The organism is Pseudomonas sp. GWSMS-1, assembly GCF_049847425.1.
GTDB lineage: Bacteria > Pseudomonadota > Gammaproteobacteria > Pseudomonadales > Pseudomonadaceae > Aquipseudomonas.
Window position 1 is genome coordinate 130,412 of the sequence record NZ_JBMHHV010000005.1, and the last position, 23,438, is coordinate 153,849.

Annotated in this window: 22 protein-coding genes and 1 pseudogene; 14 read left to right on the forward strand and 9 right to left on the reverse strand. The window is 59.9% G+C overall.

Annotated features, from left to right (window positions below; all coding sequences use genetic code 11):
• Nucleotides 1-19 precede the first annotated feature (19 nt).
• Genes znuB through ACEPAJ_RS03960 form a run of 3 tightly spaced genes read right to left on the reverse strand, consistent with a single transcriptional unit; the run spans nt 20 to nt 2,089 of the window.
• The gene (gene znuB, locus ACEPAJ_RS03950) at nt 20-808 is read right to left on the reverse strand and encodes a zinc ABC transporter permease subunit ZnuB (RefSeq protein WP_425913678.1); all 789 of its coding nucleotides are present in this window, start codon (nt 806-808) and stop codon (nt 20-22) included.
• The gene (znuC, locus tag ACEPAJ_RS03955) at nt 801-1,607 is read right to left on the reverse strand and encodes a zinc ABC transporter ATP-binding protein ZnuC (RefSeq protein WP_425913680.1); all 807 of its coding nucleotides are present in this window, start codon (nt 1,605-1,607) and stop codon (nt 801-803) included. The genes znuB and znuC overlap by 8 nt, the downstream gene beginning before the upstream one ends.
• The gene (locus ACEPAJ_RS03960; RefSeq protein WP_425913682.1) at nt 1,604-2,089 is read right to left on the reverse strand and encodes a Fur family transcriptional regulator; all 486 of its coding nucleotides are present in this window, start codon (nt 2,087-2,089) and stop codon (nt 1,604-1,606) included. The genes znuC and ACEPAJ_RS03960 overlap by 4 nt, the downstream gene beginning before the upstream one ends.
• 66 nt (nt 2,090-2,155) lie before the next feature.
• Here ACEPAJ_RS03960 and ACEPAJ_RS03965 point away from each other — a divergent pair, with 66 nt between their 5' ends.
• Nucleotides 2,156-3,109 (forward strand): zinc ABC transporter substrate-binding protein, encoded by a 954-nt coding sequence (locus ACEPAJ_RS03965; RefSeq protein ID WP_425913684.1) that lies wholly within the window; start codon nt 2,156-2,158, stop codon nt 3,107-3,109.
• A gap of 15 nt (nt 3,110-3,124) precedes the next feature.
• On the opposite strand, the gene ACEPAJ_RS03970 is transcribed toward ACEPAJ_RS03965, so the two are convergent.
• Nucleotides 3,125-4,075, reverse strand: coding sequence for a homoserine kinase (locus ACEPAJ_RS03970; RefSeq protein WP_425913685.1), 951 nt, complete (start codon nt 4,073-4,075; stop codon nt 3,125-3,127).
• A 15-nt stretch (nt 4,076-4,090) separates the two neighbouring features.
• Nucleotides 4,091-4,375 (reverse strand): DUF2782 domain-containing protein, encoded by a 285-nt coding sequence (locus tag ACEPAJ_RS03975; RefSeq protein WP_274087386.1) that lies wholly within the window; start codon nt 4,373-4,375, stop codon nt 4,091-4,093.
• Nucleotides 4,376-4,449: 74 nt separating this feature from the next.
• On the opposite strand from ACEPAJ_RS03975, the gene polA reads away from it, so the two are divergent.
• Nucleotides 4,450-7,299: a DNA polymerase I gene (gene polA, locus ACEPAJ_RS03980; protein ID WP_425913686.1), complete on the forward strand. Its 2,850-nt coding sequence runs from the start codon at nt 4,450-4,452 to the stop codon at nt 7,297-7,299.
• Nucleotides 7,300-7,589: 290 nt separating this feature from the next.
• On the opposite strand, the gene yihA is transcribed toward polA, so the two are convergent.
• Nucleotides 7,590-8,243, reverse strand: coding sequence for a ribosome biogenesis GTP-binding protein YihA/YsxC (gene yihA / locus ACEPAJ_RS03985; protein WP_425913688.1), 654 nt, complete (start codon nt 8,241-8,243; stop codon nt 7,590-7,592).
• Between the two features lie 248 nt (nt 8,244-8,491).
• Here yihA and ACEPAJ_RS03990 point away from each other — a divergent pair, with 248 nt between their 5' ends.
• The 5 genes from ACEPAJ_RS03990 to ACEPAJ_RS04010 all read left to right on the forward strand — a co-directional run bounded on the left by ACEPAJ_RS03990 (nt 8,492) and on the right by ACEPAJ_RS04010 (nt 13,045).
• Nucleotides 8,492-8,782, forward strand: coding sequence for a c-type cytochrome (locus ACEPAJ_RS03990; RefSeq protein ID WP_425913690.1), 291 nt, complete (start codon nt 8,492-8,494; stop codon nt 8,780-8,782).
• A 45-nt stretch (nt 8,783-8,827) separates the two neighbouring features.
• Entirely contained in the window at nt 8,828-9,433 is a 606-nt protein-coding gene (locus ACEPAJ_RS03995; RefSeq protein ID WP_274087382.1) for a c-type cytochrome, read from the forward strand.
• 153 nt (nt 9,434-9,586) lie between these two features.
• The gene (locus ACEPAJ_RS04000) at nt 9,587-10,216 is read left to right on the forward strand and encodes a thiol:disulfide interchange protein DsbA/DsbL (RefSeq protein ID WP_425913692.1); all 630 of its coding nucleotides are present in this window, start codon (nt 9,587-9,589) and stop codon (nt 10,214-10,216) included.
• Nucleotides 10,217-10,240: 24 nt separating this feature from the next.
• Nucleotides 10,241-11,104 carry an endonuclease/exonuclease/phosphatase family protein gene (locus ACEPAJ_RS04005; protein ID WP_425913693.1) on the forward strand — a complete coding sequence of 288 codons (864 nt, stop codon included), beginning with the start codon at nt 10,241-10,243 and terminating at the stop codon, nt 11,102-11,104.
• A 15-nt stretch (nt 11,105-11,119) separates the two neighbouring features.
• Entirely contained in the window at nt 11,120-13,045 is a 1,926-nt protein-coding gene (locus ACEPAJ_RS04010) for a diguanylate cyclase (protein ID WP_425913694.1), read from the forward strand.
• 11 nt (nt 13,046-13,056) lie between these two features.
• On the opposite strand, the gene ACEPAJ_RS04015 is transcribed toward ACEPAJ_RS04010, so the two are convergent.
• Entirely contained in the window at nt 13,057-14,475 is a 1,419-nt protein-coding gene (locus ACEPAJ_RS04015) for a DASH family cryptochrome (RefSeq protein ID WP_425913695.1), read from the reverse strand.
• A gap of 178 nt (nt 14,476-14,653) precedes the next feature.
• Here ACEPAJ_RS04015 and ACEPAJ_RS04020 point away from each other — a divergent pair, with 178 nt between their 5' ends.
• From ACEPAJ_RS04020 to ACEPAJ_RS04030, 3 genes and pseudogenes are all read left to right on the forward strand, one after another.
• Nucleotides 14,654-15,247, forward strand: a complete 594-nt coding sequence (locus ACEPAJ_RS04020) for a MarC family protein (RefSeq protein ID WP_274087377.1) — start codon at nt 14,654-14,656, stop codon at nt 15,245-15,247.
• Nucleotides 15,244-16,029: an N-acetylmuramoyl-L-alanine amidase gene (locus ACEPAJ_RS04025; protein WP_425913696.1), complete on the forward strand. Its 786-nt coding sequence runs from the start codon at nt 15,244-15,246 to the stop codon at nt 16,027-16,029. The genes ACEPAJ_RS04020 and ACEPAJ_RS04025 overlap by 4 nt, the downstream gene beginning before the upstream one ends.
• A 207-nt stretch (nt 16,030-16,236) precedes the next feature.
• A pseudogene (locus tag ACEPAJ_RS04030) lies at nt 16,237-17,720 on the forward strand (nucleobase:cation symporter-2 family protein).
• Between the two features lie 126 nt (nt 17,721-17,846).
• On the opposite strand, the gene ACEPAJ_RS04035 reads toward ACEPAJ_RS04030, so the two are convergent.
• Nucleotides 17,847-19,622, reverse strand: a complete 1,776-nt coding sequence (locus ACEPAJ_RS04035; RefSeq protein ID WP_425913697.1) for an ATP-binding protein — start codon at nt 19,620-19,622, stop codon at nt 17,847-17,849.
• Nucleotides 19,619-20,965 carry a sigma-54-dependent response regulator transcription factor AlgB gene (algB, locus tag ACEPAJ_RS04040; RefSeq protein ID WP_425913698.1) on the reverse strand — a complete coding sequence of 449 codons (1,347 nt, stop codon included), beginning with the start codon at nt 20,963-20,965 and terminating at the stop codon, nt 19,619-19,621. Before algB ends, ACEPAJ_RS04035 begins: the two co-directional genes overlap by 4 nt.
• 232 nt (nt 20,966-21,197) lie before the next feature.
• Here algB and ACEPAJ_RS04045 point away from each other — a divergent pair, with 232 nt between their 5' ends.
• From ACEPAJ_RS04045 to ACEPAJ_RS04060, 4 genes are all read left to right on the forward strand, one after another.
• Nucleotides 21,198-22,034: a BON domain-containing protein gene (locus tag ACEPAJ_RS04045; RefSeq protein ID WP_425913699.1), complete on the forward strand. Its 837-nt coding sequence runs from the start codon at nt 21,198-21,200 to the stop codon at nt 22,032-22,034.
• A 79-nt stretch (nt 22,035-22,113) separates the two neighbouring features.
• On the forward strand, nt 22,114-22,548 hold the full coding sequence (locus ACEPAJ_RS04050) for a ferritin-like domain-containing protein (RefSeq protein WP_274087371.1): 435 nt from the start codon (nt 22,114-22,116) through the stop codon (nt 22,546-22,548).
• A gap of 84 nt (nt 22,549-22,632) precedes the next feature.
• Nucleotides 22,633-22,797 carry a DUF1328 domain-containing protein gene (locus ACEPAJ_RS04055; protein WP_274087370.1) on the forward strand — a complete coding sequence of 55 codons (165 nt, stop codon included), beginning with the start codon at nt 22,633-22,635 and terminating at the stop codon, nt 22,795-22,797.
• 10 nt (nt 22,798-22,807) lie between these two features.
• The gene (locus ACEPAJ_RS04060) at nt 22,808-23,266 is read left to right on the forward strand and encodes an inhibitor of vertebrate lysozyme family protein (RefSeq protein WP_425913701.1); all 459 of its coding nucleotides are present in this window, start codon (nt 22,808-22,810) and stop codon (nt 23,264-23,266) included.
• The last annotated feature ends 172 nt before the right edge of the window (nt 23,267-23,438 follow it).

The following is a 23,438-nucleotide window of genomic DNA, read 5'->3' on the forward strand; positions in this document are numbered from 1 at the left end:
CCACGGCATCACCAACAGTTCAGGCGGTGCGCCGTGGCAGGGCGAAGGACAGCAAAAACAGGCCGGCGGCCGTCACCACGATCGAGGGTCCCGCCGGGGTGTCTTGAAACCACGACAGGCTGAGGCCGCCGCACACGGCAACAACCCCCAGCAGGCTGGCGCCAAGGGCCATCTGCTCCGGGGTGCGGGCATGGCGCTGGGCGGCGGCGGCAGGGATGATCAGCAACGAGGTGATCAGCAGCACGCCGACAATCTTCATCGCCACGGCAATGACCACGGCAATCAGCAGCATCAGGCTCAAGCGAATCGCCGCCACTGGCAGACCTTCGACCTTGGCCAGCTCTTCATGCACGGTAATCGCCAGCAGCGGTCGCCACAGCACAGCCAGCAGCACCAGCACCAGCGCGCTGCCGCCGATAATCCAGGCCAGATCAGTCGGGCCGACGGCCAGCAGGTCGCCAAACAAATAGCCCATCAAGTCGATGCGCACGTCCTGCATAAAGCTCAGCACCACCAGGCCCAGCGACAGCGTGCTGTGGGCGAGAATCCCCAGCAGCGTGTCGGAGGCCAGCGGCTGGCGGCTTTGCAGGGTGACTAGCAGTGTCGCGAGGAGTACGCAGCCAACCGTCACCGCCAGGGTCGGGTTGACGTCCAGCATCAAACCCAGCGCCACCCCGAGCAGCGCTGCGTGGGACAGGGTGTCGCCGAAGTAGGCCATGCGCCGCCAGACCACAAAGGAGCCCAGCGGGCCGGCAACCAGCGCCAGGGCAAGGCCGGCGAGCAGGGCGTTGAGTAGAAAATCAGCCATGCTTGCAGCCATCTCCGTGGATATGAGGTTTAACCGGGCCTTTGATACTCAGCCCGGGTGCATTTTCGCTGACCACGGCACCGTGTAGGTCATGCTCATGGTCGTGGTGGTGGGTGTAGATCGCCAGGCTCTGTGCATCCTGGCCGAACAGCTCGACGAAGGCGGGATCAAAGCTGACCTGCTCCGGGTGCCCGGAACAGCAAACGTGACGGTTCAGGCAGACCACCTGATCGGTGGTGCTCATCACCAGATGCAGGTCATGCGATACCATCAAAACGCCGCAGCCATAACGGTCACGCAGTTGGGTGATCAGTCGGTACAGCTCGGCCTGGCCGGCGACATCGACGCCTTGAACCGGCTCATCCAAGACCAGCAATTGCGGCTCGCGCAGCAGCGCTCGGGCCAGCAGCACGCGCTGCAGTTCGCCGCCGGAGATGCTTTGCAGTGGGCTATCAATCACCTGCTCGGCGCCCACTTCGGCCAGCGCGGCTTGTGCGCGGGGGCGATCAACCCCCGGCACCAAGCGCAGAAAGCGCAGCACCGAGAGCGGTAGGGTGGCATCGACGTGGAGTTTTTGCGGCATATAGCCGATACGCAGCTTGGGTTTGCGCCAGACGCTGCCGCTGTTGGGTTTCAGCAGCCCGAGTACAGCGCGCACCAGGGTGGTTTTGCCGGCGCCGTTGGGGCCGATCAGGGTGACGATTTCGCCGGGCTTTACGCTGAGCTGCACATCCTGCAGCACGTGTTGCCCGGCAAAGGTCACGCCTACGCCTTTGAGGCGAATCAGCGCGTCGCTCATGCGTGCTCCCGACAGCCGGCGCACAGCCCGACCACTTCCACCGTTTGGCGTTCGACGACGAAGCCGACGTCCGCAGCGGCACCAACAATGGCGTCGCTGATCGCGGCCTGTTCCAGCTCAATGGCCGCACTGCAGGTCCGGCAGATCAAAAATTGACCCTGGTGTGGATGCTCGGGATGGCTGCAGCCGATAAAGGCATTGAGTGAGGCGATGCGGTGCACCAGGCCGTTTTCCAGAAGGAAATCCAGGGCGCGATAGACCGTTGGCGGCGCGGCACGGCGGCCGTCTTCCTCACTCAGCACGCCGAGGATGTCATAGGCGCCCAGCGGCTTGTGGCTGTGCCAGACCAATTCCAGTACGCGTTTGCGCAAGGCGGTCAGACGCAGACCCTGACGCGTGCAGATGCTTTCTGCTTCAGTCAGGGCGTGGCTGACGCAGCGTGAGTGGTCGTGTGGGCGTGAGGCCAGGGGTGCTTGAGTCATGGGCAACGACGAATAAGGTAAGAGACGTTATTATATTACCTGTTCCCGCCCGTATGAGTGCTCCCCGTGTTACGTCTTTTTTCTACTGCTTGCCTGCTATTCGTCACGTTTTCCCTCAGCGCTGTCGCTCAGGCCGAGGTGCGCGTGTTGACCAGCATCAAGCCGCTGCAGTTGATCGCAGCGGCCGTGCAGGACGGTGTTGGCCAGCCTGACGTGCTGCTGCCGCCTGGCGCGTCGCCACACCATTACGCGCTGCGCCCCTCCGATATACGCAGTGTGCAGAGTGCCGACCTGCTGTACTGGGTTGGCCCTGACCTGGAGAGTTTCCTGCCGCGGGTGCTCAGCAGCCGTGCTAAAGCCAGCGTGAAGGTGCAGGAGCTGCCGGGCATGAGCCTGCGTCATTTCGCGGATGAACATGCGCAGGGCCACGCAGATGAGCATGCCGATCATGACGCGCCCGCGCAGATGGTCGATCAGCATGATCACGACCACCGCCCTGGCAGCCTTGATGCGCACCTGTGGCTGCTGCCGGCCAATGCGTTGGTGATTGCCCGCAAGATGGAGGCTGACTTAGTTGTCGCCGATCCGGCTAATGCTGCGCGCTACCAGGCCAATGTCGAGGCGTTTGCGGGCCGTTTAGCGGTGCTGGATCAACGCCTGAATAGCCGTTTGCAGCGTTTGGCGGGCAAACCCTACTTCGTCTTCCACGAAGCCTACGATTATTTCGAGGCCGCTTATGGCCTCAAACATGCCGGCGTGTTCAGCGTGCTCGGTGAGGTCCAGCCGGGTGCCCAGCACGTCGCTGCCATGCGTGAGCGCTTGCAGCAGGCCGGGCCAACCTGCGTATTCAGCGAGCCGCCGCTGCTGCCGCGCCTGGCGCAAACCCTGACGGCAGGCCTGCCAGTAACCCTGGCCGAACTGGATGCCATGGGCGGCACTTTGCCGGTTGACCCCAGTGGCTATGAAGCCTTGCTGGAGAACCTCGCGAGCGAGTTGGCAGGCTGTTTAGAGACGTTGTAACGGCGACGGGCTGCGCTAGAAGGCAAACGGCAGCGCCAGTTCGACCTGCTGGCGTTGCGCCAGGCGACGCTGGAATTCATCGGGGTCGTGGATCAGTACTTCCTGCCCGGCGAAGGATTCGGCAGCGATCAGGCGTGACAGCCAGAAGCGCACACAGGCGATGCGCAGCATGGCCGGCCACAGCTCGGCTTCGGCGGCGGTAAAGGGCCGCAGCGCCGCATAAGCGCCGAGCAAAGCTTGGGCACGCTTGTGGTCGAGGCGGCCATCCTCCTGCGAGCACCAGTCATTCAGGGCGATCGCCAGGTCGTAGAGCATTGGCCCTGAGCAGGCGTTGTAGAAGTCGATCACCCCGGCCAGGTGGTTGCCGTCGAACAGCACGTTGTCGCGGAACAGGTCGGCATGCAGGTTGGCCTGTGGCAAGGCGAGAATGCGTGGCTTGAGCGCCTGAATTTCCGCTAGCGCATCACGCAGCAAGGGCACTTGCCCGTCCGGCAGTTGCAGCGCCAGGCTTGGCCCTTCGGCGAGCATCCACTCCAGCCCGCGATCACTCTTGCGCGGCAGGGGTTGTGCGCGGGTGGCCAAGTGGATGCGTGCCAGCAGTGCGCCAACTTCCTGGCAGTGATGCGGATTGGCCTCATGCACATGCTTGCCGGCCAGGCGCGGCTGCAACAACGCCGGTTTTTCTGCCAGGCTGCGCAGCGCCTCGCCGCTCACCGTGCGCAGGGCATAGGGAACGGGCAGCCCTGCGTCATGCAGCACGTCGAGCAGCTCAATAAAGAACGGTAGGTCAGCACTTGGGCCCCGCTCGATCAGGGTCAGAACAAACTCGCCCTGTTCCAGGCTGACGAAGAAATTGCTGTTCTCGCTGCCGGCCGCAATGCCCTGGAAGTCGCGTAAGCGACCCAGGTTGTACGGGGCGAGAAACGTCTCGAGCTCGTGGCGCTCAAGCGGGGTAAACACCGACATTACTGAACTGCCTTATTACCAGCTGAAAATTTCCCAGGCCGGAATCAACATATCCGGGCTGTCCGAGCGAACAAAGTTGCCATCACTGCCATCGGCGCGTACCAAAAAGTACGGCTTACCGTTTTTAGGGATGACTTTTACCGCGTAGAGAAAACCGTTAACCCGGTATTCCTGGACGGTGCGGTCGCCTTCCTGGCGAATGGTTACGTCTGGGTCTGCCGATACCGGATCTTCGGCTTGAACGGCAAGCGTGGTGAATGCCAGCAGGCTGGCCAGCAACAGGCGATTGAGTGTGCGCATGGTAACCTTGTCCCTTTGATTTCAATGGTGTGGCCATTCTAACGCCGCCCCCGCCGAAAAGGTTGATCCTGCTCATGAGCCAAACTCCTTTAGTCCTGGTTGACGGTTCTTCTTACCTTTACCGTGCTTTCCATGCCTTACCGCCGCTGACCACGTCCAAAGGCTTGCCGACTGGCGCGGTTAAGGGTGTGTTGAACATGCTCAAGAGCCTGCGCAAGCAATATCCGAAAAGCCCGTTTGCCGTGGTGTTCGACGCTAAAGGTGGGACGTTTCGCGATGAAATGTTTGCCGATTACAAGGCTAATCGCCCGTCGATGCCGGATGAGCTTCGGGTGCAGATCGAGCCCCTGCATGCCAGCGTCAAGGCCATGGGCTATCCGCTACTGTGCGTTGAAGGTGTAGAGGCTGACGATGTGATCGGCACCTTGGCCCGCCAGTGCGCGGCCGAAGGGCGCGACGTGGTGATCTCCACGGGCGATAAGGATATGGCCCAGTTGGTGTGCCCGCACGTGACCCTGGTCAACACCATGACCGGCAGTGTGTATGACATCGAGGGCGTGAAGACGAAATTCGGCGTCGGCCCCGAGCTGATCATCGACTACCTGGCGCTGATGGGCGACAAAGTCGACAACATTCCCGGCGTGCCGGGCGTGGGTGAAAAGACCGCGCTGGGTCTATTGGTCGGTATCGGCGGTGGCCTGGATGTGCTCTACGCCAATCTCGACAAAGTGCCAGCGCTGCCGATCCGCGGGGCCAAGACCCTGCCGGCCAAGCTCACTGAGCATAAGGACATGGCCTACCTGTCTTATGCCTTGGCCACCATCAAACTGGATGTGCCGCTGGATATCCAGATCGAGTCGTTGCACCCCGGCGAGATGGATGTGCCGGCCTTGGTCGAGCTGTATGCCGAGCTGGAATTCAAAACCTGGCGTGATGAGTTACTGCGTAACAACCCAGCGTCGGCGGTTAAGCCGCCGGCCAAGCCCACCGGTGATGATCTGTTTGCCCTGGCCCCGAGCGCCCATGCTGTGGCCGAGGAAGTTGCAGTTGCAGCGCCTGCACCGGTCGCTGCTGATACGCTTGTCGACGCTCAGGCGGCAGAGGCATTGGGTGATTACTCGTGCATCCTTGAGCAGGCGCAGTTCGATAGTTGGCTGGAGAAGCTGCGCAACGCCGAGCTGATTGCCTTCGACACCGAAACCACCGGCCTGGATGCGCAAAAGGCGCAGTTGGTCGGGCTGTCGTTTGCGGTCAAGGCTGGCGAAGCGGCCTATATCCCGGTGGCGCACAGCTACATGGGCGTGCCGATGCAGCTGGATCGCGATGCCGTGCTCCAGGCGCTAAAGCCGATTCTTGAAGACCCGAATAAGGCCAAAGTCGGCCAGCACGCCAAGTACGACATCAATATTCTCGCCAATGCCAGCACGCCGATTCACGTGCAGGGGGTGAAGTTCGACACCATGCTTGAGTCCTATGTGCTGGATTCCACGGCCACCCGTCATGACATGGACAGCCTGGCGCTCAAGTACCTGGATCACAGCACCATTCGCTTCGAGGACATCGCCGGCAAAGGCGCCAAGCAGCTGACCTTCGACCAGATCGATCTGGCCCAGGCCGCCCCTTATGCCGCCGAGGATGCCGACATCACCCTGCGCCTGCATCAGCACTTGTGGGCTAAGTTGGACGCCGAGCCAAGCTTGGCCAAAGTCTTGAGCGAAATTGAAATGCCCTTGGTGTCGGTGCTGGCGCGCATCGAGCGCCAGGGCGCGCTGGTCGATGCCAACCTGCTCGGCCTGCAAAGCAACGAGCTGGGTGAAAAGCTGGTGTCGCTGGAACGTCAAGCGTTCGAAATTGCCGGCGAGGAGTTCAACCTGGCGTCACCTAAGCAGCTCGGGGTGATTCTTTATGAAAAGCTCGGCCTGCCGATTATCAGTAAAACCGCCAAAGGTCAGGCGTCGACTGCCGAAGCGGTGCTGGCCGAATTGGCCGAGCAGGACTTTGAGCTGCCCAAGGTGCTGATGCAGTACCGTTCCCTGAGCAAGCTGAAAAGCACCTACACCGACCGCCTGCCAGAGCAGATCAATCCGCGCACCGGACGCATCCACACCAGCTACCACCAGGCGGTGGCTGCGACCGGTCGTTTGTCGTCGACTGATCCAAACCTGCAGAACATCCCGATCCGCACGGCCGAAGGTCGGCGCATCCGCCAGGCGTTTGTTGCGCCTAAAGGCTATAAGTTACTGGCGGCGGATTACTCGCAAATCGAGCTGCGCATCATGGCCCATTTGGCCAAGGACGAAAGCCTGCTGGATGCCTTCCGCCACGGCCGTGATGTGCACAAAGCCACGGCGGCGGAGGTCTTCGGCGTGCCGCTGGATGAGGTCACGACTGATCAGCGCCGCAGTGCCAAGGCGATCAACTTTGGTTTGATCTACGGCATGAGCGCCTTCGGTCTGGCCAAGCAGATCGGCTGTGACCGCAAGCAGGCGCAGGCGTATATCGATGTGTACTTTGCGCGTTATCCCGGCGTGCTGGCCTACATGGAGCGTACCCGTGAGCAGGCCTCGGAGCAGGGTTATGTGGAAACCCTGTTTGGTCGTCGCCTGTATCTGCCGGATATTCATGCGAAGAACCAGGCGCTGCGCAAAGGTGCTGAGCGCACGGCGATCAACGCGCCGATGCAGGGCACGGCGGCGGACATCATCAAGCGCGCCATGGTCACGGTGGATAACTGGCTCAGTGAGTCGGGTCTGGATGCCAAGGTCATCCTGCAGGTGCACGATGAACTGGTGCTGGAAGTGCGTGAGGACTTAGTCGACGCGGTGCGCGAGCAGATCAAGTCGCTGATGGGTAATGCCGCTGCGCTGGATGTGCCGCTGCTGGTGGAAGTGGGCGTAGGCAATAACTGGGACGAAGCCCATTGATACTCCCCCTCGCACCGGGCTGCAGCGCTAGCGCGATGGGGGTTGATATTTAAGAGTATTAGCGCAGAAGTGCTTATAACTAATTAATTATTCCGCGGGCCTGAACTTTGTTTTGACTCGACCACTCAGAGTTTGTGGATGGCCTAGACAACCATTCAGTACTCCTTTGTTGTGTTAAGTGTTGGCAGATTCTGGACCCCGCCCTAGCGGTCCAGATGTTGAACCCCGAACTTCCCTCCCCCATAGAAGTCCGGGGTTTTTTTTGCCTGTAAGAAAGTCGCTCGTATGGCTCAGGCTTCAGTGTCCTGATCATCCTCAAGGGCAAACTCACCCAGCTGCATCCATTCGGCCAGCACCGCTTGTGCTTCCTCAATGCCAATGCGCTTGGGCGCCGAGAACAGTTGGATGCTAACGCGATCGCCCCAGCCTTTTTGAATGTCCTGGCGCACCTTGAGCAAGGTGTTCTTCGCTGCACCAAAAGCCAGCTTGTCGGCTTTGGTCAGGAGAATGTGCATGGGCATTTCGCTGGCAACGGACCAATCCAGCATGAGGAGGTCGAACTCGGTCAGTGGCTTGCGGATATCCATCATCAACATCAGCCCGCGCAGGCACTCGCGGCTACCCAAGTAGGCCTCCAAGTGTTTCTGCCAGTGCAGCTTCAGCGGGATTGGCACCTTGGCATAGCCGTAACCTGGCAGGTCGACCAGGCGGCGCTCTTCGTCCAGCTTGAAGAAGTTGAGCAGCTGGGTACGCCCTGGGGTCTTCGAGGTGCGCGCCAGGCTGGCGTGGGTCAGGGTATTCAGTGCGCTGGATTTACCGGCGTTGGAGCGCCCTGCAAAGGCCACTTCATGGCCGAAATCTTCTGGGCACTGGTCAACTTTGGCTGCGCTGATAAGGAAAGTAGCCTGTTGGCACAGGCCGATAATTGGGTTCTTGGCTTGCATCTGAGTATCCGTGAGGGCGAGCGTAGGGTGGCGTTACAGGCGCGATGCCCTTGCGACATTTGCGCGCAGCCTGCCTGTCTGTGCGAAGCGCGGCAAGCTGCGTCGTTTCCGTTTCAATGACGCCAGTATATAATGGCGCAGATTTTGTGTGCGCTTTCTCCCTTTAGTTGGATAAGTGGCCACGGGAACGATTTAGATCATCTGCCCGTAGAAAGCAGTACGTTCCCCTCCCTGATGAGGTTGATCTGATGAAAAAAATACTGACTGTAGCCGCTGCATTGACACTGTCGTTGAGTGCGCATGCCGCGCAAGACCCCGAAGCCGTTTACGCCCGTGCGTGCGGTGTGTGCCATAGCGGCGCCATCCCAACCGCGCCGAAGCGTGGTGATAAAGCTGCCTGGGAGCCGCGTCTGGCCAAGGGCATGGATGCGCTGGTACTGAGCGTCACCAATGGTCTGAATGCCATGCCGCCTCGCGGTCTGTGTATGGATTGCTCGGCCGAGGATTACCAAGCGGTCATCAAACTGATGTCCGAGTAAGCCTGGCCATAAACTCTTTTTCTTAGTCGCAAATTGGATTAGCTGATGAACAAAGTACTCGTGAGTCTGCTGTTGACCCTAGGCATCACCGGTCTGGCACATGCCGCAGGCAATGCTGAAGCCGGTCAGGGTAAGGTTGTTGTATGTGGTGCTTGTCATGGTGCCGATGGCAACAGCGCAGCGCCGAACTTCCCTAAACTGGCTGGGCAGGGCGAACGTTACTTGCTCAAGCAGCTGAATGACATCAAGTCCGGTGCACGTCCTATTGTGGAAATGACCGGCTTGCTGGACAACATGAGCGATCAAGATCTGCAAGATATCTCGGCCTACTTCGCCAGCCAGAAAATGAGTGTTGGCGCTGCCGACCCGAAACTGGTCGAGCGTGGCGGCGAGCTGTTCCGTGGTGGCAAGTTGGCTGAGGGCATGCCTGCTTGCATCGGCTGCCACGGGCCTAACGGCGCGGGCTTGGATGCGGCCGGTTACCCACAACTGGGTGGTCAGCACGCGACTTACATCGCTAAGCAGCTGACTGATTTCCGCGAAGGTAATCGCACCAATGACGGCGACAGCATGATCATGCGCTCGATCGCCGCCAAGCTGAGCAACAAGGACATGGAAGCGGTATCTAGCTTCATTCAGGGTCTGCATTGATCGGCTGACAACGCGACATGCTGTAATGAAATAGGGTGGCTCAGGCCGCCCTTTTTCGTTGTGTGGCTCGCTACAATGCACGGAACCCCAGTTTGTCTTGTGGGTCGAACTTCCGTTCGTCACCACGCACCGTTTATAGCCAAGGAGTAACGCATGCGTAACCTGATTCTCAGTGCCACTCTCGTCACCGCCAGTCTGTTTGGCCTGAGCGCTCATGCCGAGCCGATTGAAGCAGGCAAGCAATATGTTGAGTTGAGCAACCCTGTTGCGATTTCCAAGCCTGGCAAAATCGAAGTGGTTGAGCTGTTCTGGTACGGCTGTGGGCATTGCTATCAGTTCGAGTCGACGATCAACCCGTGGATCGAAACACTGCCGGAAGACGTCAACTTTGTGCGTATCCCGGCCATGTTCGGTGGCATGTGGAACGTTCACGGCCAGCTGTTCATCACCCTTGAGGCGATGAAGGTTGAGCACAAGGTGCATGGCGCGATATTCGATGCCATCCACATGCAGGGCAAGAAGCTCGCGACCCCGGAAGAAATGGCCGATTTTCTCGCGGCTGAAGGTGTCGACAAAGACGCCTTCCTTAAGACGTACAACTCCTTTGGCGTGAAGAGCCAGCTGGAAAAGGCCAAGAAACTGGCCATGGCGTACCAGATCACGGGCGTACCGGTGATGATCGTCAATGGCAAATATCGTTTCGATATCGGCAGCTCGGGTGGCCCCCAGCAGGCCCTGCAAGTGGCCGATCACCTGATCGCCAAAGAGCGCGCCGCGCAGTAACAGGCGCGCGCGGATCACGCGTTAATGCTCCGGCGCTGGCCAGCCAAGCGCGCGATTGGCCTGTGCGATGCACAGGTCAATCCGTGTTACGTGCCCACGGATGACTGGCCGCAAAATGGCCGCCTACGCCTGCTCAGCTTCAATATTCAGGTGGGTATTAGCACTCAGCGTTACCACCATTACCTGACGCGCAGCTGGCAGCACCTGCTACCGGCTGCCGGGCGTAGCGGCAATCTGCAACGGATTGGCGATCTACTCGGTGATTTTGACCTGGTGGCGCTGCAGGAGGTCGATGGCGGCAGCCTGCGTTCGGGTTACGTCAATCAGGTCGAGCACCTGGCTCGTCTTGGCGCCTTCCCTTATTGGTATCAGCAACTTAACCGCAATCTCGGTCGCCTGGCCCAGCACAGCAATGGTGTGCTCAGTCGTTTGCGCCCCAGCCTGATGGAAGACCATCCGCTGCCCGGTCCGCCTGGCCGTGGCGCGATGCTGTTGCGTCTTGGCGAAGGTCCGGATGCAGTGGCTGTGGTGATGATGCACCTGTCCCTTGGCGCGCGTACCCGCACCCGTCAGTTAGCCTATATCCGTGAGTTGCTCAGTGATTATCGGCATGTTGTGCTGATGGGCGACATGAACACCCATGCCAACGACCTGCTGCAGTTCTCGCCGCTGCGCGATCTTGAGCTGTTTGCTCCGCAAATCGAGGCCACGTTCCCCAGTTGGCGGCCGCAACGCTGCCTTGACCATATTCTGCTCAGCCCCAGCTTGCCGCTGGAGCGCTGCGAGGTGCTGTCGCAGCCGATTTCTGACCACCTGCCTGTGGCGGTGCAAATTCGCCTGCCTACTTCACTCTTTGCGCCTGCAACGCCTATGCTGATTGAGCCTTGAACGTGGACTGTAACCATGACCGATGATGCCCAGCGCTGGAAAAGTAAGTACCTGGAAAGCTTGGAGCAGCAAGAGAAACTTGAACGCCGCTGGAATGCCCGCCTCGACCTGTTGAGGCGTGGGTTGGTGCGCAGCTCGCTGGCGGCCGAGGGCAGTGACAAATCGGTCGACCAGTGTATGCAGGAGCTGCGCGATATTCTGCGGCGCGACGATATTGATTCCGGCCTGTCTGCGCTTATTCCACGCTTGGAAAAAGCCGTACTCGACTCTGAGAAAAGTCGTCAGGAGCGGCTTGAGCTGAACGTATCAGGGGTGACCAGCCTGACCGATCAGCTGCTGGCTCTGGATCCGCCGCGTGAGGTTCGCAAAGCGCTGAAGCAGTTTGCCAAGCGCATCGAAGAGCGTGCCAGTCAGCCGCGCGAGCTGCCTGCGCTGCTCAGTGAGTTGAGCCGCCTGCAGCAGCAAGCCCTGGCAACAATTGAGAATGAGGCGGATACGGCGCGTCCAGGTTTTCTGCAGCGCTTGTTTGGTAGCAAGGAGGCGGCATCAAGCAGCCCTACTGATAGCTCGCCTGCCCAGGCGGATAGGCCACAACCAGCGGCGCTAGAGCCTGCACCCGACACACAACTTGAGAGTCCTGCGCCTGCGGTTGAGCCGTTGCCCCGCCCGAGCAATGCTGCACCTGCACCTGCACCTGCACCTGCACCTGCACCTGCATCCGTTCCTACTCCCGCACCCGCAGAATCTGCTGCGTTAAGTGCTGAGCCAGAATCGGCGTCAGAGTCGCCGACAACCGCCGTGTCGATCCCCCAAACGCTCTCAGCCTCTGAAGCAGTTTTGTCGATGCAAGAGGAGGGCGATCCGGCCTACGCGCTGCCGGCTATTCCCGAGCCAGGTTACAGCGCTGTTGCGCCGCATATCGGCAGCAGCCTGTTGGGCCTGCTTGATGAGCTGGACCTGCCGGAGCGGCATCAGCCGCAGGGCGAGGCGCTGCGCCAGCGCGTGCAGGGCGGCTTGAACTGGTACGAATTGGTCGCGGTGCTGGACGATTTGGCGGTGCTGGTGCTGGCCGTCACCGACAGCGGTCAGCGTGAGTTTGCCGGTTACTTGAAGCAGCTGAATGAGCGCTTAGCATCGTTTCTCAGCACCCTTAGTGAGGCGCACGAGGGCTATAGCGAGTCTGTAGAGAGCGCCCGCAGCTTTAATCAGGAGCTGCGTGAACAAGTCAGTGGTTTGCAGGCCAGTGTGCTCGATGCCGTCGACCTGCCGACGCTCAAGCAATCTCTGGAGGCGCGACTGGATGGCTTGCTGAGCACGGTTAGCGCGCACCAGAAGCACCGGGACGGCCATGAAGAACAAGTGGCGCAGCGCCTGCAAAGCCTGACCCAAAAGGTCGCGGATATGGAGCAGGAGGCGCAGAGCTTCCGTGATCATCTCGAAGAGCAGCGACAAAAGGCTCTGATCGACCCGCTGACCGGTCTGCCCAATCGTGCCGGTTGGAGCGAGCGTCTGGAGTTGGAAATGGCGCGCTGGAAGCGCTATGGCGGTGAGTTGCTATTGGCCGTGCTGGATATCGATCACTTTAAGCGGATCAATGACGGCTACGGCCACCTGGCCGGCGACAAGGTACTGAAGATCATTGCCGGTGAATTATCCAAGCGCCTGCGTAAAACAGATTTTATTGCGCGCTTTGGCGGCGAGGAGTTTGTCCTGCTGATCCCTTCGACACCTCTGGAGGGCGGCCAGCAACTGCTGCAAACCCTGCTGGATGGCGTCGAACAGTGCCCGTTCCACTTTCGCGGTGAGCGGGTGACCATCACCCTGTCGGCTGGCCTGACCGCCTTTGCCAATGATGAGGGCAGCGACACGGTATTCGAGCGCGCCGACCAGGCGCTCTACCGTGCCAAAGGCGGTGGGCGTAATCAGGTTGTGCTGGGCTGAACCCGGCCATCTCAAGCCACGGCGTAGAGGTAGGGCTTCCAGCTTTCAGGAATGTTCCCCAGCTGCGGGTAACCGAGGTTGCGTAGATGCCCGCCCGCGAGGAGGAAGGGTGTATGCCGCAGCGCCTGCGGTACGTCGCGCAGCTCCGGTAGCCAGAGGCTGACGTATTGGGCGTCGGGGTCGTACATGCGGGCTTGGCGCAGCGCATTGAACACTCGATTCTGCCGTGGGTCATTGCCCACGCCAGCCAAGTAGGCCCAGTTGCCCCAGTTACTGGCCGGGTCGTAATCGATAAGGTGTTCTTCGAACCAGGCCGCGCCATGGAGCCAGTCCTGTTCCAGGTCATTGATTAAGTAACTGGCAACCACCTGCCGACCGCGGTTGGACATAAAGCCGGTGGCGGCCAGCTCGCGCATATTGGCATCCACCAACGGCATACCGGTACGCCCGCGTGACCAGTCCTGAAACCGTTGATCCAAGGGTTGCGCTGTATCCGCGCTAGCCTTGAGGCCGCCGGCTTTGAATAGCGCGCTACCGTGGCGCAGCAGGGTCCAGCGGAAGAAATCCCGCCAAAGCATCTCAACCCACAGCCAGTGCGTTGATTCATTGCGTTTGTATTGCGCCTCGTGACGGCGCAGCTCAGCGATTACCCGGCGCGCCGACAGGCTGCCATTGGCCAGCCAGGGTGAGAACTTCGATGAATACTCGGTGCCGAGCATGCCGTTACGGGTGTCCTTGTACTGCCGCACGCCTTGGGTTTTCCACAGGTAGTCACGCAGTCGGGCGAGGGCGGCTGGTTCGCCTCCGGAGAAGGGAAAGGCGCTGGACGGTACGCTGAGTGGCTCACCCAGACCCAGCTGAGAGAGCGTCGGCAGCGGCTGCATCAGTGCCAGCGCGCCATCAGGCAATACCGGGATTCGTTCTGGTGCGTGACGCGGTTGGAACACGTGCAAACGTTCTTCAACCAGGCTGCGGAAATGGCTAAACACTGATGGCAACTGATCCAGGGTGAAAGGCAATTCTTCGCTGTGCAGTAGGTTGTTGGCGGGCAATTGTTGCAGGGGAATAGGGCCGAGTTGTTGGGCTACGTGTGCCACTTGGGCTTGTTCGTCGGGCGCGATTTCCGCCAGGGTCAGCACTTGGTCCAGGTTGAACTGCGCGACCAATTGCGGGATGGCCTGCTCCGGTGTACCGATAACCACCAGCAGATGCGAGCCACGCTGGTGCAGTTCAGCCTCCAGCGCCACCAGGCTTTCCAGTAAAAAACGCGCGCGATGCACACCCATGCGGCGCATGCCAAACGCGTTGAGCTGGAGCAAGGCGGGGTCCAGTACATACACCGGCAGCAGGCACTCGGCCGTGAGGCCCGCCTGGAGGGCGGGGTGGTCATCAAGACGCAGATCCTGTTTGAACCACAGCAAGGCGCGCATTGGGCGTCCTCCAGATTGATACATAAGTTGTACAGAATAATATTCTTTGTACAACTGTCAGTCTAGCAGTGTCAGACGAAGCTTGCCTGTGCCCTCAGGCCTATGGCTGTTCTACTTGATCAAAGGCGTTTTCTGCTGCGAGAGGCACTAAACTGTGTCGATCTGTAGAGGAGTAGTCATGGATATTTTCGGCATCGCCGCGTTGATTTTTCTGGTCACCGACCCCTTCGGCAACATCGCCATTTTTATCGCCGCACTGAAGAATGTACCGGCCAAGCGCCGCTTGTGGGTCGCCGCGCGCGAGTTGTTGTTCGCCCTGGCCCTGCTGCTGTTGTTTCTTACCTTTGGCGACAAAGTACTCAGCGCTCTGGGCCTGTCGCGCGAGGCAACGGCAATTGCGGGCGGTATCATCCTGTTCGTAATCGCCATGCGCCTGATTTTTCCCGGCCCCCAGGGGGTATTGGGCGATGTGCCAGATGGCGAGCCGATGCTGGTGCCGCTGGCCACGCCGGCGGTGGCCGGGCCCTCTGCTCTGGCGGTATTGATGACCCTGCGCAACACTCATGAAGGGCCGCTCTGGGAGCTTTACGCGGCGGTGCTACTGGCCTGGGCGTTGACCGCCTTTATTCTGTTGCAGGCCTCGTTTCTGCAGCGTTTTCTAGGACCTCGCGGGTTGACCGCAGTGGAGCGGTTGATGGGCATGCTGTTGATTATGCTCAGCGTCGATATGCTGCTGGATAACCTGCAAAGCGTGTTGCATATCAGCCCATGAAAGCTTTTTTTTTGAGTGTTTTAGTCCTGCTGTTGGCGGGTTGCAGCAGCGGCCCGCGCATTGATGACAGTTATACCGCCACCGGCCAGAACAGCCGGGTGCAATACATCGTGCTGCATTACACCTCCGCCGATCTGCAACGCTCACTGCAGTTACTCACCGAAGAAGAGGTGAGCAGCCATTACCTGATCGGCGAGTCGCCGGCGACCATCTACCGGCTGGTCGATGAGAATCGCCGCGCCTGGCATGCCGGAGTAAGCGAGTGGCAGGGGCGCACATGGCTAAATGGCACAACCATTGGTATTGAGCTGGTCAACCAGGGGTTTTATGACACCCCCACGGGGCGTCATTGGCAGCCCTTTGCTCCAGCGCAGATCGATGCATTGATCGTCTTGCTCAAGGACATCATGCAGCGTCATCAGCTGGCGCCCGGCAGCATCATCGCGCACAGCGATATTGCCCCACAGCGCAAGGTCGATCCCGGCCCGTTGTTCCCCTGGAAGCGCCTCGCCGATGCTGGCCTGATGCCTTGGCCGGATCCCGCCGAGGTGGCGCGCCAGCAGGGGCTGTTCAGTGCCAGCCTGCCGAGTGTGCAGTGGTTTCAGGAGCAATTGGCGCGTCAGGGCTATGCCGTGCCCCTGCACGGTGAGTTGGACCCGGCCACGCGCAACGTGATTGCCGCCTTGCAGATGAAGTACCGCCCAGCCCGTTATGACGGCGAGCCGGATGCGCAGACGGCTGCGTTATTGGTGGTTCTGGCCGGGATGGCTGCACAGCACTGAGCTCCTAGCCGGGGTGCTACTTGCTAACAAACGCCGAAGCAGTGACTTCTTCGGCGTTTTTTTATGTATGGATGTCTGTTTTTTGACTGAGATTCTAGTAATCGTTCTGTTGAAACTGTTATTTTGTAAAATGTATACAAAGTTGTAGCCAAGAGGTTTTTTCTTTGTCTACATTGTACGCACAAGAACAACAGCGAGATCCTCAGCATGACGACTTCACCTGTTACGCCGTCTTCTACGTCGCGTCCGGAAGATGAAAACCTCGGTATCGGTGCCAACTTCGCTTATGGCCTGCAGCATGTGCTGACCATGTATGGCGGCATCGTTGCAGTACCGCTGATCATTGGTCAGGCCGCAGGGCTGTCGCCGGCGGATATCGGCCTGCTGATCGCGGCTTCGCTGTTTGCCGGTGGCTTGGCAACCTTGTTACAAACCCTCGGTTTACCCTTCTTCGGTTCGCAATTGCCGCTGGTCCAGGGGGTGTCCTTTGCCGGCGTGGCGACCATGGTCGCGATCCTCGGCAGTGGCGGTGAGGGTGGCCTGCCAGCCGTATTCGGTGCGGTGATTGCCGCCTCGCTGATCGGGCTGTTGATCACCCCGGTGTTTTCGCGCATTACCAAATTCTTCCCGCCGCTGGTCAACGGTATTGTCATCACCATCATCGGCCTGACCCTGATGCCGGTGGCTGCGCGTTGGGCGATGGGGGCAACAGCCAGGCCGCCGACTTCGGCAGCATGGCCAATATCGGCTTGGCCGCGCTGACCCTGGCCACCGTGCTGCTGCTGAGCAAAGTGGGCAGTGCCAGCATCTCGCGCCTGTCGATCCTGCTGGCCATGATCATCGGTACCCTGGTCGCCGTAGCCCTGGGGATGGCGGATTTTTCCAAGGTGACGCAAGGGCCGATATTTGCCTTGCCTTCGCCGTTCCATTTCGGCATGCCGACCTTTCACGTCGCGGCCATTATCTCGATGTGTATTGTGATCATCGTCACCCTGGTGGAAACCTCGGCGGACATCCTGGCGGTCGGTGACATCATCGAAACCAAGGTCGACTCCAAGCGCCTCGGCAATGGCCTGCGGGCTGACATGATCTCCAGCGTATTCGCGCCGATCTTCGGCTCCTTCACCCAGAGTGCCTTTGCCCAAAACGTCGGTTTGGTGGCTGTGACCGGGGTCAAGAGTCGCTACGTGGTGGCGTCGGCGGGCTTGATTCTGGTAACCCTGGGGCTGCTGCCGATCATGGGGCGCCTGGTGGCGGCGGTGCCAACGTCAGTCTTGGGCGGTGCCGGTGTGGTGTTGTTCGGTACCGTGGCGGCGAGCGGCATTCGCACCCTGTCCAAGGTTGATTACCGCAACAATATGAACCTGATCATTGTTGCCACCTCGATCGGTTTTGGCATGATCCCCATCGCCGCGCCGACCTTCTATCACCAGTTCCCATCCTGGTTTGAAACCATTTTCCACTCGGGCATCAGCTCGGCCGCGATCATGGCCATTGCACTCAACCTGTTGTTCAACCACTTCAAGACCGGCAACTCAGAGAACCAGTCAGTCTTCGTGGCTGCCAGCGAACGCACCTTGGGCTTCCAGGATGTGGCTGCCCTGAACGACGGTGACTACTTCAAAGGCGGTAAGTTGTTCGATGCTGAAGGCAAAGAAGTGCCGCTGATCAAGGATGCGGCTAGCCATTAGGCCGCTCCCGCGACTAAACCTGAGCCAAGGGTGAGCCGGTACGCGTCGCCAGTACGTTGAGAAACGCCGCCGTTAAGGCGGCGTTCTCATATGTGGCGGGTGCCAGGCTGCACAAGCAATAGCGTCTTAGGTGGGCAGCAGTACGTAGAACTGCGTGCCTTGCCCCACCTGAGATTTCACCCCGATGTAACCGCCGTGCAATTGCACAATCTCCTTGCACAGCGCCAAGCCCAGGCCTGCACCGCCCTTCTTGCGGCTGACCTGCACGAATGGCTCGAAAATCCGCGCCTGTTGGCGAAAGGGAATCCCCTCACCATCGTCGCTCACGCTCAGCTCGACCTGCTTATCACGCCGGCGGGCACGCAGGTGCACGGTGCCGCCAGGGTGCGTGTGACGTAAGGCATTGCCGATCAGGTTGTCGAGTACCCGTTCGATTTGCAGTGGATCGACCTGCAACAGCGGTAAGTCCTCTTCTGCTTCGAAGTGCAGCGCCACCTGCAACTGCGCCGCTTGCATGCTGAAGCGCTGCTGGGCCAGGCGCAGCAGTGGCTCGACGCTGCATTCGACTCGCTCAAGGCTTTGCAGGCCGTTCTGGTAGCGCGAGAAATTCAGCAGGTCATTGATCAGGCGTAACAGGCGCTGCATTTCCTCATCCACGGTGCTGAGCAGGTCCGCCTCACGGCTGTCCTCGGGGAATTTCATGCGCTCCTGCAGCAGCGAGAACGCCATCAGCATGCCGGTCACCGGGGTGCGCAGCTCATGGGAAGCGCGCAGCACGAACTCGCTGCGCACCCGTTCGAACGCGCGTTGTTCGGTGACATCGCGCAGCACCATCACCGCGCCAGAGGGGCGTTCGCCGTCGTGGCTAACCGCCGCGAGGCTATAGGCCAGCAGGCGTTGCTCACCATCGATGTCGACTTGCAGGTCGTCCAGCGCCTCTTCAAGCGGTTTGCCTTGCAGCACCCGGTACAACTGGGTTTGTAGGTCTGAGTGCTGCAGGGTCAATGCCGCGCGTTGGCCGAGTTGGCTTTCGTCCCAGGCCAACTGGCGCTGCGCCACCGGGTTGAAATGCTCGACGTCACCTTGGCGATCGAAGATCAGCAGGCCATCGTCGATGCTGTCGAGTACCGCGTTAAGGCGTTGTTGCTCGGCTTTTAGGGCCTGGATATCACTGTTTTTAAAGGCCCGCAGCGCTTCGGCCATTAACCCGAAGCGCCGGCTCAGTGATGCGATTTCGGTGACCGGGGGCGTGGGCAGGCTGACGTGAAAGTCGCCGCGGCCGATCTGATCCGCGGCGATGGCCAGTTCCTCAATCGGACGGCCAAGGCGCCGGGCAACGCTGTGTGCGGTGACAAAGCTGATCAATAACACCGCGAGGCCGATCACGCCGAGCAGCGCGGTAATCAGCCAGGTGCGTTCGCGCATGTTCTGTTGTTCAAAATGCACCTGGCTGACGTAATGCATTTGCATGGTGTTGATGCTGTCACGCAGCGCACTCAAGGCCTGGGTGAAATTGTCGTCCTTAAGCAGATTACGGCGCACCGTTGCCGGCGAGTCTAGAAAATTTTGATAGTCGCCATAGGTGCGCTGAATCTCGATCACCGCCTGATGATCGTTGGCACTTGTAGAATCGTCTGCGGCTTTGCGCAGCCATTCATTGAAGCGTGCATCCGAGGCTTTCAATGCTGGCCGGTCGAGCTTGTCGGCAATCATCAGACTGACCTGGATGCCCATCTCTTGGCGCAAACCGAGTGAGGCATCGATGATGTTCATGTTGCGGGTCATGGCTTCATTCTGGTTTTTGCTCAGCTGCCAGATGCTGAACATGCCTAGGAGTAACCCGACCAAAGCGGCCGTGACCAAGGCCCCACCGCTGATAAACAGCTGGTTACGCAACCTCATAGATCGAGCTGCTTGCGTTTGCGGTACAGCGTTGAGGCGTCGATGCCCAGTGTTTTAGCGGCTTGGTCTAGCGTGCCGCTATTGGCCAATACCGCGCTGATATGGGCTTTCTCCAATGCCTCCAAGCTCATTTGGGCACCGGCCTGGGGGCTGTTCAACTCAGTAGTGGGGGTGAGTCCGAGGTGGCTGACCTGCACCTGCTCCTCTGCGCAGAGGATGCTGGCGCGCTCGACCACATTGCGTAATTCGCGAATGTTGCCCGGCCAGGCGTAGCGGAGCAGCGCCTCGCGCGCCTCATCACTGAAGGCTCGCACGGGCCGTGCATAGTCGCTGACAAAGCGCGCGAGAAAGCGCTCGGCCAGCACCATGATGTCTTCGCGGCGCTCGCGCAGCGCAGGCAGGGTCAGGGTGATGACATTTAAGCGGTACAGCAGGTCTTCACGGAACTGGCCTTGTTTGACCATTTCGTCGAGGTTGAGGTTGGTCGCCGCGACGATGCGCACATCAGCCTCGCGGGTTTGCGGGTCGCCAATGCGTTCATAGACCTTGTCCTGAATAAAGCGCAGCAGCTTCGGTTGCAGGGCCAGTGGGAAGTCGCCGATCTCATCGAGAAACAGGGTTCCGCCATCGGCCTGGCTGACCCGGCCCTGGGTGCTTTCGGTGGCGCCGGTAAACGAGCCGCGGTTGTGCCCGAACAGTTCGCTTTCCATCAGCTCGGCGCTCAGGGAGGGGCAGTTGATGGTCACGCAGGACTTTTTCGCGCGCTTGCTCCAGCTGTGGATGGCCTGGGCCAGCTCCCCCTTGCCGGTGCCGGACTCGCCGAGAATCAGAATATTGGCATCGGTGTCGGCCACCTGCTTCGCGGTTTGCAGCACCGTCATCATGGCGGGGTTATGCGAGTCCAAGCCTTCGCCGGGCTTACGCGCATGGCCTTCGAGGTGCTCCAGGCGCTCGGCCATGTGCCGAGCTTCCAGCTGTTTGCTGGCGGCCAGGCGTAATTGCTCGGGGCTGCACGGCTTCACCAGGTAATCCGCCGCGCCCGCCTGGATGGCGTCCACGGCGGTGTCGATCGCGGAGTGCGCGGTAATCATCACCACCCGCATCCAGGGTGCCTGCACGCGCATGTGGGTGAGGACTTCCATGCCGTCATCGTTGCCGAGGCGCAGGTCGAGAAAGCACACATCAAACACCTGGCGTAGCAATAACGCGTCGGCTTGAGCGGCGCTGTTGGCCGTGCTGACCTGATAGCCCTGGTCTTCCAGGCAATAACGGAAGGTGCGCAGGATGGCGGGCTCATCATCGACTAGCAGAATGCGACCGAGGGGCTGTGAAGAGGTGTTCATAGTGCTCTCCTTGGCGGGGGTACTGAGGCTTAGTCCGTGATCTGTCGTGCAAGTTGCACGGCGCAGAGTAGGCAATCATGCAGCTTGCACACTGGCCGGTTTCTTTTTTCTGTCATAACTAATTGTTTTTAATAGTTTTATTATTTTCTTATGGCCTGGCATGGGCCTTGCGACAGTGAGGTGTAAGTCGCCCACAGCGACACAGACACTGCAATCCATTGGAGGAACTGCCATGCATAAGTTGAAGACTCTGGCCTTGGCCACCGCGACCGCCGGGATGATCGCACTGGTGCCGTTCAGCGCATTTGCCGCAGAGGGTGATATGAGCCGTGAGCTCAGTGCGGCTCGCCAGGAAGGCTCGGTGTGGACTGCATTCGCCCTCAATCGTCATCTCAACCCGTTTGCCATTGATGTGGATGTCGAGAACGGCACTGCGACCATCAGCGGCACCGTGGAAAATTCGGTCGAACGTGATTTGGCTGAGCAGATTGCCCTGGGTGTCGATGGCGTGAACAAGGTCGACAACCAGCTCAAGCTGGACCCGAAGTTCGAGGCCAAAGCCAGTAGCGAACCGAATATGGCGCAGCGTTTTGAAGACGCCACGCTGGCGGCCACCGTTAAGTCCAAGCTGCTGTGGAACAGCAACACCGAGGGCCTGGACATCAATGTTGATGCCGAGAACGGCAAGGTGACCTTGAACGGTAGCGCACAAACGCCGGAGGCCAAGGAGCTGGCCGGCCGCTTGGCCGCCAACACCGATGGCGTGCGCGAGGTGAGCAACCTGTTAAGCGTGAGCGCCGCCGACAGCACCGCGGCCAAGGCGCAAGACGCGGCGGATGATGCGGCTGCCGCGATCAGTGATGCGTGGATTACCAGCAAGGTTAAATCCAGCCTGATCTACAGCCGCAACTTGGACGGCCTGAGCATCACCGTGGATACCCAGAACGGCATGGTCAACCTGAGCGGCCTGGTGCTGAGTAATGCCGAAAAACAATTGGCCGTAGAAACCGCGCGCAACATTCGTGGTGTGCGCGGCGTAGACGCTGATGGATTGCGCATCGAGAGTTAATTCAGCGGGCTGTCGCTTATCCGCGGCAGTCAACTTTTAAGGCGGTTACCGCCGCCGTTACAGCCAGAGGAGCGTCACCATGACTGACAAAATCCAGCAACTGAACGAGCTGATTGAAATTACCCGTGACGGCCAGCGCTTTTATCAGCACGCCCACGACGAAGTGAAAGATGTGCGCTTGCAGGCGCTGTTCCGCGACATGTCGCAGAACAAGACCGAGCTGATTCGCGCGCTGTCGGTAAAAGTCGCCGCCAACCAGCAGAAACCCGCTGACGGCGGCACCTTCATCGGCAAGCTGCGCCAAGTGTATGCCGATACCAAGGCCAACTTGGTCAGCGACACCGAGGCCACCTACGTGGCGCAACTGGAAGAGGCTGAAGACCGCATCCTGCATGCCTTTGAGGATGCGCTGGAAAGTGCCGAGCCGGGCGTGCAAGCCCTGCTCGCGGCCGAAATGCCCAAAGTGCGCGCCAGCCATGACCGCATGCGCAATCTGAAGCAGTCCATGCAGTAACAGCAAGCCCGGCCCGGTGTGGCCAGTACCACACCGGTCCATCTCGCGCCGCGGCGCACACTTGAGTAGAGAAGGAGTTTCGCCATGTTGAGTTGGGCCATTACCTTTCTGATCATTGCCATCATCGCTGCCGTTCTGGGCTTTGGCGGTATCGCCGGCACCGCTACGGGTATCGCGAAGATTCTCTTCGTGGTGTTCCTGGTGATGTTTATCGTGTCCTTTATCATCGGCCGTCGGCCACGTGGTTAAAGGAGTTCCCATGACCATCAAGACGCTGCTTGCCGCCCTGTTGCTGGGCGGCAGTGCGGCGGCTTTGGCCGCGGATACCGATGGCCAATTCCGCCTCAATGAACTGCTGTCCAGTGACCCGGCCTACCAGCAGAGCTGGCAGGAACTGGTAGAAGACGAAAGCCGTCTGCCGGAGTGGGTGATCAACCTCAACGGCATCGCCAGCCCGATGCAGGGCCTGGATGACGACGGTGACAAGTACCTGGTCGGCCAGCTGTGTGAGGAGAATAACTGCTTCAACCAGCGCCTCTACGTAGCCTTCAGCTGGGACAAGGAAGACGCCTATGGCCTGTATGTGCAACTGCCCGACGGCCTGCCAGCGGATAAAGCCCCCAGCCAACATGCCACCTTGCGCTGGCTGGGTGAACCGGACGAAGCGACCCAACAGTTGTTGCAAGAGCAGCTGAAGAGCGACCCTAACTGGTATTAGTGTTGCGCCTGTGGGAGGGGCTTTAGCCGCGATGCTTTCAGCGTCTTCAAGGCCAATCGCGGCTCAAGCGGAGCGCCTCCCATATAACCTCGACATATCGCACCCATACGCCACATGGGCGCGATGAAAAGCCCCAACACCACACCCCATCTGCATCAGCCGCGCTATCATC

Coding starts and splice junctions, on each gene's coding strand:
- ACEPAJ_RS04020 (WP_274087377.1), top strand. CDS start 14,654: ATGGATATTTTCGGCATCGCCGCGTTGATTTTTCTGGTCACCGACCCC.
- ACEPAJ_RS04005 (WP_425913693.1), top strand. CDS start 10,241: ATGCTCCGGCGCTGGCCAGCCAAGCGCGCGATTGGCCTGTGCGATGCA.
- ACEPAJ_RS04010 (WP_425913694.1), top strand. CDS start 11,120: ATGACCGATGATGCCCAGCGCTGGAAAAGTAAGTACCTGGAAAGCTTG.
- ACEPAJ_RS04000 (WP_425913692.1), top strand. CDS start 9,587: ATGCGTAACCTGATTCTCAGTGCCACTCTCGTCACCGCCAGTCTGTTT.
- ACEPAJ_RS04050 (WP_274087371.1), top strand. CDS start 22,114: ATGACTGACAAAATCCAGCAACTGAACGAGCTGATTGAAATTACCCGT.
- ACEPAJ_RS04060 (WP_425913701.1), top strand. CDS start 22,808: ATGACCATCAAGACGCTGCTTGCCGCCCTGTTGCTGGGCGGCAGTGCG.
- ACEPAJ_RS04015 (WP_425913695.1), bottom strand. CDS start 14,475: ATGCGCGCCTTGCTGTGGTTCAAACAGGATCTGCGTCTTGATGACCAC.
- ACEPAJ_RS03990 (WP_425913690.1), top strand. CDS start 8,492: ATGAAAAAAATACTGACTGTAGCCGCTGCATTGACACTGTCGTTGAGT.
- ACEPAJ_RS04035 (WP_425913697.1), bottom strand. CDS start 19,622: ATGAGGTTGCGTAACCAGCTGTTTATCAGCGGTGGGGCCTTGGTCACG.
- ACEPAJ_RS04055 (WP_274087370.1), top strand. CDS start 22,633: ATGTTGAGTTGGGCCATTACCTTTCTGATCATTGCCATCATCGCTGCC.
- ACEPAJ_RS03995 (WP_274087382.1), top strand. CDS start 8,828: ATGAACAAAGTACTCGTGAGTCTGCTGTTGACCCTAGGCATCACCGGT.
- znuB (WP_425913678.1), bottom strand. CDS start 808: ATGGCTGATTTTCTACTCAACGCCCTGCTCGCCGGCCTTGCCCTGGCG.
- ACEPAJ_RS04025 (WP_425913696.1), top strand. CDS start 15,244: ATGAAAGCTTTTTTTTTGAGTGTTTTAGTCCTGCTGTTGGCGGGTTGC.
- ACEPAJ_RS03975 (WP_274087386.1), bottom strand. CDS start 4,375: ATGCGCACACTCAATCGCCTGTTGCTGGCCAGCCTGCTGGCATTCACC.
- algB (WP_425913698.1), bottom strand. CDS start 20,965: ATGAACACCTCTTCACAGCCCCTCGGTCGCATTCTGCTAGTCGATGAT.
- yihA (WP_425913688.1), bottom strand. CDS start 8,243: ATGCAAGCCAAGAACCCAATTATCGGCCTGTGCCAACAGGCTACTTTC.
- ACEPAJ_RS04045 (WP_425913699.1), top strand. CDS start 21,198: ATGCATAAGTTGAAGACTCTGGCCTTGGCCACCGCGACCGCCGGGATG.
- ACEPAJ_RS03970 (WP_425913685.1), bottom strand. CDS start 4,075: ATGTCGGTGTTTACCCCGCTTGAGCGCCACGAGCTCGAGACGTTTCTC.
- ACEPAJ_RS03960 (WP_425913682.1), bottom strand. CDS start 2,089: ATGACTCAAGCACCCCTGGCCTCACGCCCACACGACCACTCACGCTGC.
- znuC (WP_425913680.1), bottom strand. CDS start 1,607: ATGAGCGACGCGCTGATTCGCCTCAAAGGCGTAGGCGTGACCTTTGCC.
- polA (WP_425913686.1), top strand. CDS start 4,450: ATGAGCCAAACTCCTTTAGTCCTGGTTGACGGTTCTTCTTACCTTTAC.